The organism is Staphylococcus agnetis (assembly GCF_002901865.1).
Lineage (GTDB): Bacteria > Bacillota > Bacilli > Staphylococcales > Staphylococcaceae > Staphylococcus > Staphylococcus agnetis.
This window is the reverse complement of record NZ_PPQF01000027.1, coordinates 23,007-30,182: the sequence shown is the minus strand read 5'-3', so window position 1 is coordinate 30,182 and position 7,176 is coordinate 23,007. Positions and strand designations below refer to the sequence as shown.

General features: G+C 32.8%; 15 protein-coding genes and 1 pseudogene. 10 read left to right on the top strand and 6 right to left on the bottom strand.

Translation table 11 applies throughout. The annotated features are described in order from the left end of the window. Positions 1-109: 109 nt before the first annotated feature. From CD172_RS12710 to CD172_RS05545, 4 genes are all read right to left on the bottom strand, one after another. The gene (locus CD172_RS12710) at positions 110-286 is read right to left on the bottom strand and encodes a hypothetical protein (RefSeq protein ID WP_157950565.1); all 177 of its coding nucleotides are present in this window, start codon (positions 284-286) and stop codon (positions 110-112) included. Positions 287-349: 63 nt separating this feature from the next. Further along, complete coding sequence (locus tag CD172_RS05555; protein ID WP_103345728.1) at positions 350-841, bottom strand: hypothetical protein; 492 nt, start codon at positions 839-841, stop codon at positions 350-352. Between the two features lie 220 nt (positions 842-1,061). Continuing rightward, positions 1,062-1,241, bottom strand: coding sequence for a hypothetical protein (locus CD172_RS05550; protein WP_103345727.1), 180 nt, complete (start codon positions 1,239-1,241; stop codon positions 1,062-1,064). Between the two features lie 19 nt (positions 1,242-1,260). Beyond that, positions 1,261-1,980, bottom strand: a complete 720-nt coding sequence (locus CD172_RS05545) for a helix-turn-helix domain-containing protein (RefSeq protein WP_103345726.1) — start codon at positions 1,978-1,980, stop codon at positions 1,261-1,263. A 142-nt stretch (positions 1,981-2,122) separates the two neighbouring features. On the opposite strand from CD172_RS05545, the gene CD172_RS05540 reads away from it, so the two are divergent. Beyond that, complete coding sequence (locus CD172_RS05540) at positions 2,123-2,341, top strand: helix-turn-helix transcriptional regulator (protein ID WP_103345725.1); 219 nt, start codon at positions 2,123-2,125, stop codon at positions 2,339-2,341. Between the two features lie 13 nt (positions 2,342-2,354). Continuing rightward, on the top strand, positions 2,355-2,570 hold the full coding sequence (locus CD172_RS05535) for a Thoeris anti-defense Tad2 family protein (protein ID WP_103345724.1): 216 nt from the start codon (positions 2,355-2,357) through the stop codon (positions 2,568-2,570). On the opposite strand, the gene CD172_RS05530 is transcribed toward CD172_RS05535, so the two are convergent. After that, the gene (locus tag CD172_RS05530) at positions 2,559-2,891 is read right to left on the bottom strand and encodes a hypothetical protein (RefSeq protein ID WP_103345723.1); all 333 of its coding nucleotides are present in this window, start codon (positions 2,889-2,891) and stop codon (positions 2,559-2,561) included. The two genes, CD172_RS05535 and CD172_RS05530, sit on opposite strands and share 12 nt — an antisense overlap. Positions 2,892-3,142: 251 nt before the next feature. Between CD172_RS05530 and CD172_RS05525 the strand changes: the two genes are divergently transcribed. Continuing rightward, positions 3,143-3,910 carry a phage antirepressor KilAC domain-containing protein gene (locus CD172_RS05525; RefSeq protein ID WP_103345722.1) on the top strand — a complete coding sequence of 256 codons (768 nt, stop codon included), beginning with the start codon at positions 3,143-3,145 and terminating at the stop codon, positions 3,908-3,910. A 10-nt stretch (positions 3,911-3,920) separates the two neighbouring features. Further along, the gene (locus CD172_RS05520) at positions 3,921-4,115 is read left to right on the top strand and encodes a hypothetical protein (protein ID WP_103345721.1); all 195 of its coding nucleotides are present in this window, start codon (positions 3,921-3,923) and stop codon (positions 4,113-4,115) included. On the opposite strand, the gene CD172_RS05515 is transcribed toward CD172_RS05520, so the two are convergent. Continuing rightward, positions 4,107-4,466, bottom strand: coding sequence for a DUF2513 domain-containing protein (locus CD172_RS05515; protein ID WP_103345720.1), 360 nt, complete (start codon positions 4,464-4,466; stop codon positions 4,107-4,109). The two genes, CD172_RS05520 and CD172_RS05515, sit on opposite strands and share 9 nt — an antisense overlap. Before the next feature lie 146 nt (positions 4,467-4,612). Here CD172_RS05515 and CD172_RS05510 point away from each other — a divergent pair, with 146 nt between their 5' ends. The 6 genes and pseudogenes from CD172_RS05510 to CD172_RS05490 all read left to right on the top strand — a co-directional run. Further along, positions 4,613-4,939 (top strand): DUF771 domain-containing protein, encoded by a 327-nt coding sequence (locus tag CD172_RS05510; protein WP_103345719.1) that lies wholly within the window; start codon positions 4,613-4,615, stop codon positions 4,937-4,939. A 1-nt stretch (position 4,940) separates the two neighbouring features. Continuing rightward, on the top strand, positions 4,941-5,096 hold the full coding sequence (locus CD172_RS12705; protein ID WP_167701819.1) for a hypothetical protein: 156 nt from the start codon (positions 4,941-4,943) through the stop codon (positions 5,094-5,096). 232 nt (positions 5,097-5,328) lie between these two features. Beyond that, positions 5,329-5,595 (top strand): DUF1108 family protein, encoded by a 267-nt coding sequence (locus tag CD172_RS05505; protein WP_103345718.1) that lies wholly within the window; start codon positions 5,329-5,331, stop codon positions 5,593-5,595. Continuing rightward, a complete protein-coding gene (locus CD172_RS05500; protein ID WP_103345717.1) occupies positions 5,595-6,131 on the top strand; it encodes a host-nuclease inhibitor Gam family protein in 537 nt (178 codons plus the stop codon). The genes CD172_RS05505 and CD172_RS05500 overlap by 1 nt, the downstream gene beginning before the upstream one ends. Then, positions 6,132-6,773 carry an ERF family protein gene (locus tag CD172_RS05495; RefSeq protein WP_103345716.1) on the top strand — a complete coding sequence of 214 codons (642 nt, stop codon included), beginning with the start codon at positions 6,132-6,134 and terminating at the stop codon, positions 6,771-6,773. It begins immediately after the preceding gene. After that, a pseudogene (locus tag CD172_RS05490) lies at positions 6,773-7,144 on the top strand (single-stranded DNA-binding protein); the annotation flags it as partial. The gene CD172_RS05495 and the pseudogene CD172_RS05490, both read left to right, overlap by 1 nt. Between the last annotated feature and the right edge of the window lie 32 nt (positions 7,145-7,176).

Genomic DNA, 7,176 nt, shown 5'->3' with positions numbered 1-7,176 from the left:
CAGTTTTTCTATCATTATAATTCACATTAATATAAATGCTAATATTCCTAATAAGGTAATTATTGATAGGAGAATAGTTAAAAGAGTGTAAAAGCCATTGTTATTTTTATCAATCATTAATATCCTCCCACGTTCTACCTAAAAGAAACTTTTTGAATTCTTCTTTAGTCATGTCTTCTAAACTTTTAATAGTGATTTCTTCTGTAACGTATGGAAGACTATTAATCCTTTTTAAAATTTCAATTAAACTCCATCCTGTGTTATCAGTTATTTCTTTTAAGTTCATGTATTAGATCCCCCTTGTTGTTCTAAACTTTATCTAGATATAGTGATTTAAATATGAAGGCTACTATCTTTTATTTTGGCTCGAAATAAGTATTCCTGTTACTTTTCCATCTGTATTTAAATCAAAAGATGCATAGTAATTTTTGTTTGATTTAGTAGAATAGTATGTTCTTATATTAGATTTATCAATCTTCTTTAATGTTGCATCTTTCTCCATATAGTCGTGGACTTGTTGATCTATAATAGATTTGTCATTTTTAAAATCAAGAGGGTAATGATTAAAACTTCGTTTCACATGGATGATCTCATCATCATTATTTAAAAAATACGTAGTTGTATTATCATTACTTGGATAGGCGATAGACCCTTTTCTTTTAATGTTTTTATCATTTAATTTATTATAAACAATGTTGTTACTTGATCCCCGGACTTTATAGTCAGATTCCAGTTGTTTTTTGCTTTCATTAGAAGAATTATTTTGATTTTTCTCTTCATTTTTACTGCAAGCAGTAAAAATTAAAACACATGCTATAATTAAAGTAATAATAATTTTCATTCTTTGAATCACCTATTTGTTTTAAAATTTTAATTTAAGTATTCAGAGTAAATTAGATTTGTTCATTCTTATACTCTTCTTCAACGTATTTTTTTACTAGATATTCTAATATTAAAGGAGTCATGAGTAGATTATTTTCAAATTCTTGACGCAATTCTTTAATCTATTGAATCAATTTATCCTCCGGAATTTGAATTGTATCCCTTCGTATAGCAAATCATTACATTTTTGTGCGATCAGTAATTTTAGATTCCATAACTCTCTTATGCTTTTCATTTGTTTCTTCAATCATCTTTTTAAATTCTTTGCTTTTCATAAAATCTTGTACTTCTTTAATTTGCTCTTCTGAGAGTTTTTTGCCACCTGTATTAACGTGGAAATGTTCAAATTCTTCAGTCATATTAAATTCCTCCTAGATTTTATAAAATCACTTTACCTACTAATTTAACGCTTTGATTCTCATAAAAATGAAGGTCTTTGTAATTTTTATTTAATGAGATTAAAGTTAATCTGTCATCTTCTACAATCACCTTCTTTAAATATGCCTCTTCTTCAATGATAAATATTCCTATTTGACCATTCTTTATATTATGAGTTTTCTCCACAAATATAATTTCGCCATCTTTAAACATTGGTTCCATAGAGTCACCGTTAACTTTCAATGCTAAATCATGTGGAGGTACTGGAGCCTTAACCATTTCAGTGAATAACGATTCGTCGTGTAGGCGTTCTCCCACACCTGCAGAGACGCAACCGTTAACATTAACTTTAATTTTATCTTGTTTATATGAATTAATATCGACAACGTTATCGCCTTTAGCATTCTGTTCTTCTAATTGATCGTGAGCATAGTTGAGGACGTTTTGTTGGCGAGGAGGTGTGAGTTTGTTGTATATGGATGTTATGTCGTTGTTTTTACTATTTCTTGCGGGGAATAAATCATCGATACTAATATTTAAAATATGAGCGATTTCAAACAAATCATCTTGCTTAGGAGTTCTGTATCCAGTTTCATAATTTGAAATGGTTGCTTTTTTCGTATTGAGTTTCTCTCCAAGTTGATCTTGAGTTAAGTTCAACCTGGTTCTATAGTGTCTGATTTTATTACCTATAAATTTAGCTAATTCTTTTTTATCCATTTTCTTACCTCCTCTAAATGTACCTATAGTATATCCCAATTATTTTTGGTATTCAACAAAAAAATACACGAAATGCAAACTTTAGTATTGACTGTAGTACACGATTCGTGTATAGTTGGTTTTGTAAGCAGGAGGTGACAACATGCAATGGAATTTAATAAAGCTAAGAAAAGAGAGAAAATGCACCCAAGAAGATTTAGCTAAAATCTTGAATATTTCAACTGAAGGCTATCGTTTAAAAGAGATAGGAAAACATCAATTTAAAAATGATGAAATGTTTATTATTGCTGATTTTTTTGATGAAAACATTGGGGATATTTTTTTACCTACAAAGTACACGAAACGCAAACAACCGACATAAAGGAGGTGGAAGAATGAACATTCAAGAAGCAACTAAATTAGCAATGAAAAAAGGCGTAGCTATCAGACGCAAGAATCAAAATGCATATGGGGTATTACCAACAAATTTGATTTATTACCAATGTCTAATTGTCTCGAAGAACTACAAAACAAAAGGACAAACCGCCGGCGCTAGGTGGCAGCCAAGCGCAGACGATTTAATTGCAGATGATTGGATTTTAGACTATTAGCTTTTTTAAGTCAGAAATAGCTTTTAACAATAATGAATAATTCTTGTTAGTTTCATTTTCACAATAAGCAATTCCTTCATTGGATAAAGCCATTTCAAGAAAACCATTATCACCCGCACCAACTGTTGCAAATCCGTACTTACCTATTTGGTGAACAGAGGAAACATATTTATCAAAATCCATATCCAAAAAGTAATTATTATGGGATTCCTCGTCGCTACCAAAATAAGATGCAGAGTTAATTGATTCTCCATCTTCAATCCTATCTAAATAAATTTTATAAAGATGAAGTAACACAAACTTACTGTCGTTAGTAAGCATATTTATCACCTCCTTAGGTTGATAACAACATTATACACGAAAGGAGCATAAACAATATGCAAGAATTACAAATTTTCAAGAAGTAACGATGAAGATTCTTAATAAGAACTAACAAAACTTACTTGACATCCACATTGAGCAGATGTGAGCGAGAGCTGGCGATGATATGAGCGGCGCTAAAAATACATTCAATAGTCATTGCGATGACCGTCTGTTGAATGTGGGTGTTGAGGAAAAAAGGAGGATAAATAATGCAATTATTACAAGAAATCAAAATCGAAAACAATAAGGAATTAGGAGCAGTTGTTTCTAGCCGAGTTGTAGCCAATGAATTAAATAGAACGCACAAAAATGTAATCAGAGATTTAGAAAATATTTTAATCGGCTCAAATGTGAGCTCATTAATTATTGCTAGTAATTACAAAGATTCAAGAGGTCGAAACCAAAAAGAATACCTTCTAACAAAAGATGGTTTCACTCTATACATGTTCAACATTCAAGGTCACAACGAATTCAAAATGGCGTACATCAACAAATTTAACGAAATGGAACGACAAATTAAACAGCCTACCGCAAGTTACATGATAGATGACCCAGTTAAACGCGCTGAACTTTGGATTGAAGAACAAAAAGAAAAACAGGCATTACAACTAGAAAACAACATGCAAAAACAAAAGATTGCCGAATACGAACCGAAAGCATCTTATTTAGACACTATTTTAAATAACAAGAGTTTAGTTACAGTCGGACAAATTGCAAAGGATTATGGTATGTCGGCTCAAGCACTTAACAAGTTATTACACGACTTAAAGGTTCAGTATAAACAATCAGGACAATGGTTGCTTTATTCAAATCTACACGACAAAGGTTACACACATTCTTCTACAACGGAGATTGAACATAAAGACGGTAGCACATCGGTTCGCATGAACACTAAGTGGACGCAAAAAGGTAGATTATTCATTTACGACTTACTTAAAGATAACGACATCCTACCCACAATCGAACAACCAAATTAAGGAGGACGCTATGAAAGCACAAAACAAAAAAGTCATCTATTACTACTATGACGAAGAAGGTAATAGACGACTTTGGAGCGTAACCAATTTAAATGAATCTGTAATAAGTGGATACAAAGCTAGAAATGAATTTTTCAAAAAGAAAAACCCTGATTTTGATAATTTGTTTGCCCAAATAGACGGTGTTGAATTTAAATTACTCTAATCCAAGTAACTTTTTGGATATTGATGAAGCTAGCTGTTGCAAAACTGGAATGGAAATAGATCCAAATCTTTTAACGCGATCTTGTGTTTCTTCCCATACCGTATTGTTTCTAATGCTATCCAGTAATGAATGACCTTCAAAAGTCATTCCATAAACAATATATCCATCCATAGTGAACTCAGCGGTGAGATATTTAGCGTTGTTTAAAAGTCTTAAACAGTATTCAATATCTTCGTTAGAAAATTCCGAAATATTATTTTCAAATACAGCATTTTCTAAAGTTCCGTGCAAAGTATGTTCTTTCTCTATGACTAAAAGAACTTCACGAACACACTCATGCTTTAAATCCATACTTATCACCTCCTTTCATAAGGAGATAAGAACATTATACACGAAAGGTTTACTTATATGACTGCATTACTAATCGCATTAAACATTATCGCGTTCATCACTTGTGTGACATTGCAATACAAAAATAGATATTAAGAGGTGACCTTATGGTTCAGACAATACAAATAACTGCCTCAATTCCTGAGGGGTTTGTACTTGTTGAAAGTGAAAAGTTTAGAGAATTAGAGGATTTAGCAAATGACCCAGTGTGGGATTTAAAAGACCTAAAAAAGAGATTAAAAATGTCGTCTGATGACACTATCAAAAACAAGTTTTTATTTAACCCTAAATTCGAAAAAGAGCTCAAACGACTTGGTATCGCACACTATCCTGATGAGTCATTTAATAGATGGAGATTTAATGCTAGAAAAATGAGCAGATATATCGATGAAAATTTTGCAGAAATTATCAAAGCGAAAGGAGTAGGAATTTAGAATGAATAAACTGTTAGCTCTAATCATCGCATTAATAACAACGTTCGTAGTGACTACACCTTTCGCGTTTGAGGCTTATTTCACTACAACGATATTCGTATCAATAATCACAATGACAACTACTTATTATGCATCAAAGCATGTAATTAGTGCATAAAAAAAGACTGGATGTAGGGGGAATCCAACAAACAGTCAGTGATTGATATTGTGCGAAATATCTAATTACATTATATCAAGATTCCAAACATTAACAATATACAATGTGTGTTTTTTTGGATGAGATTACACAAAAAAAGACTGAATGCTAGCGGCAACTAGCAAACAGTCGGGGTCGGTCATAAACACTTTAATATCCGACCTCATTATATCAAAAATGGAGGTAAACGCAAATGTATTACGAAATCGGACAAGAATTTTCTAAAACAATCAAGATAGATGGATTCGAATTTTATATGTACGTCGCTAAAACAGAATTTGGCGTCGATGTAACGATTCAAGATCGTGATGACAATACTGTCAGTGGAATCGAAATCAATGACGTATCAGGCATGGAAAGTGCCACAGATATTTTAATGAATGATGCGCGAACATGGATAGACGAAAATGTCGATGAACAAGCTCACATAATGAATCGACTATTAGGAGGGTTTAAATAGTGACTAATTTATTACAAGAATCAGAACTACAAAGTGACGTGAAAAGTACATTCGAAGTTACAGATTTATCAAGTGCTAACTGGGTCTTTAAAAAGCTGGAAGCGATAAGTGCTAAGGAAAAAGAAATTAAAGATTTGGCACAATCAGAAGTTGACCGTATTAAAGAATGGGAATCAAAAGAGCTTGAGAGCATACAAGGTAATAAAGAGCATTTAGAATACCTTGTTACTGAATATTACAGAGCGGAGAAAGAAAAGGATAGTAAATTCAAATTGAATACGCCATATGGAAAAGTGACGTCTCGGAAAGGCGCTAAAGTTTTTGAAGTAAAAAATGAGCAGGGCGTTATTGATCAGTTAGAACAAAGAGGTTTTACAGACTTTGTTAAGACAACTAAGAAGTTAAATCAAGCAGACATGAAGAAAGCTTTCAACGTATCTGATGACGGTACTGTAATTGACGATAATGGCGAAGTATTAGACGGAATAAGAATGATAGAAAAGCCAACATCTTACAGTGTAAAGGTGGGGTTATAGATGAACTTATATCAAAGAATCAACGAAGCTAAACATTCAATGGAGGGCTTTGTCAAAGATACAAAGGGTTATCAATATAGTTATGTTTCAGGATCACAAGTCCTGCACAAGCTGAATCCGGAGTTACACAAAAACGGAATTAACATCAGTTTTAAGACTTCCGAACCAAATTTCCAACAAATCACTGTAATTGTAAAAGGTAAAGAGAAAGTCGAATTTTTAGTATCGCTCAATGTACATTACACAATTACGAATGTTGAAAACCCAGAAGAAAAAATTGAATCAACTATCTTCGCTATCGGTCAACAAGATGACCCAAGCAAAGCGCTAGGGACTGCTTTAACTTATTCCGAACGATATTTCTTAATGAAATTTTTTGGATTACCAACAGATGAAGATGACGCAGACGCAAAGCAAAAGAAAGAGCAGTACACAAAGCCTGATGCCAAAGCGATTGGAATCTTAAAACAAGAAATTCTCAAATTTAGCGAACTTATGCAATCACAAGGAAAGCAAGTGAGCGTAGAAGACGTGCAACAGAAATTAGGTATTAGCGACTTACAATCTTTGAATAACAGCCAAATCAGTACATGTATTAAAAAAATAGATAACTGGAGTAAACAAGCGAAGGAGAATGAATAATGTTAAATAGAGTTGTACTTGTAGGACGATTAACAAAAGACCCTGAATTCAGAACGACGCCATCAGGTGTAGACGTATCAACATTCACACTTGCGGTAAATCGCAATTTCAAAAATAAAGATGGAGAACAACAGGCTGACTTTATTAATTGCGTTGTATTCCGCAAGCAAGCTGAAAACGTTAAAAACTTTTTAAGCAAAGGTAGCTTAGCAGGCATTGATGGACGACTACAATCACGTAGTTACGAAAATAAAGAAGGTCAACGTGTATATGTCACGGAAGTTGTGTGCGACAGTGTGCAATTTTTAGAACCTAAAAATAATGGTCAATCAAACAATCAACCTAAACGACAACAAGGGCAAGCACAAGACAATCCTTTTGATAACGGTGCTGACTTTGATGA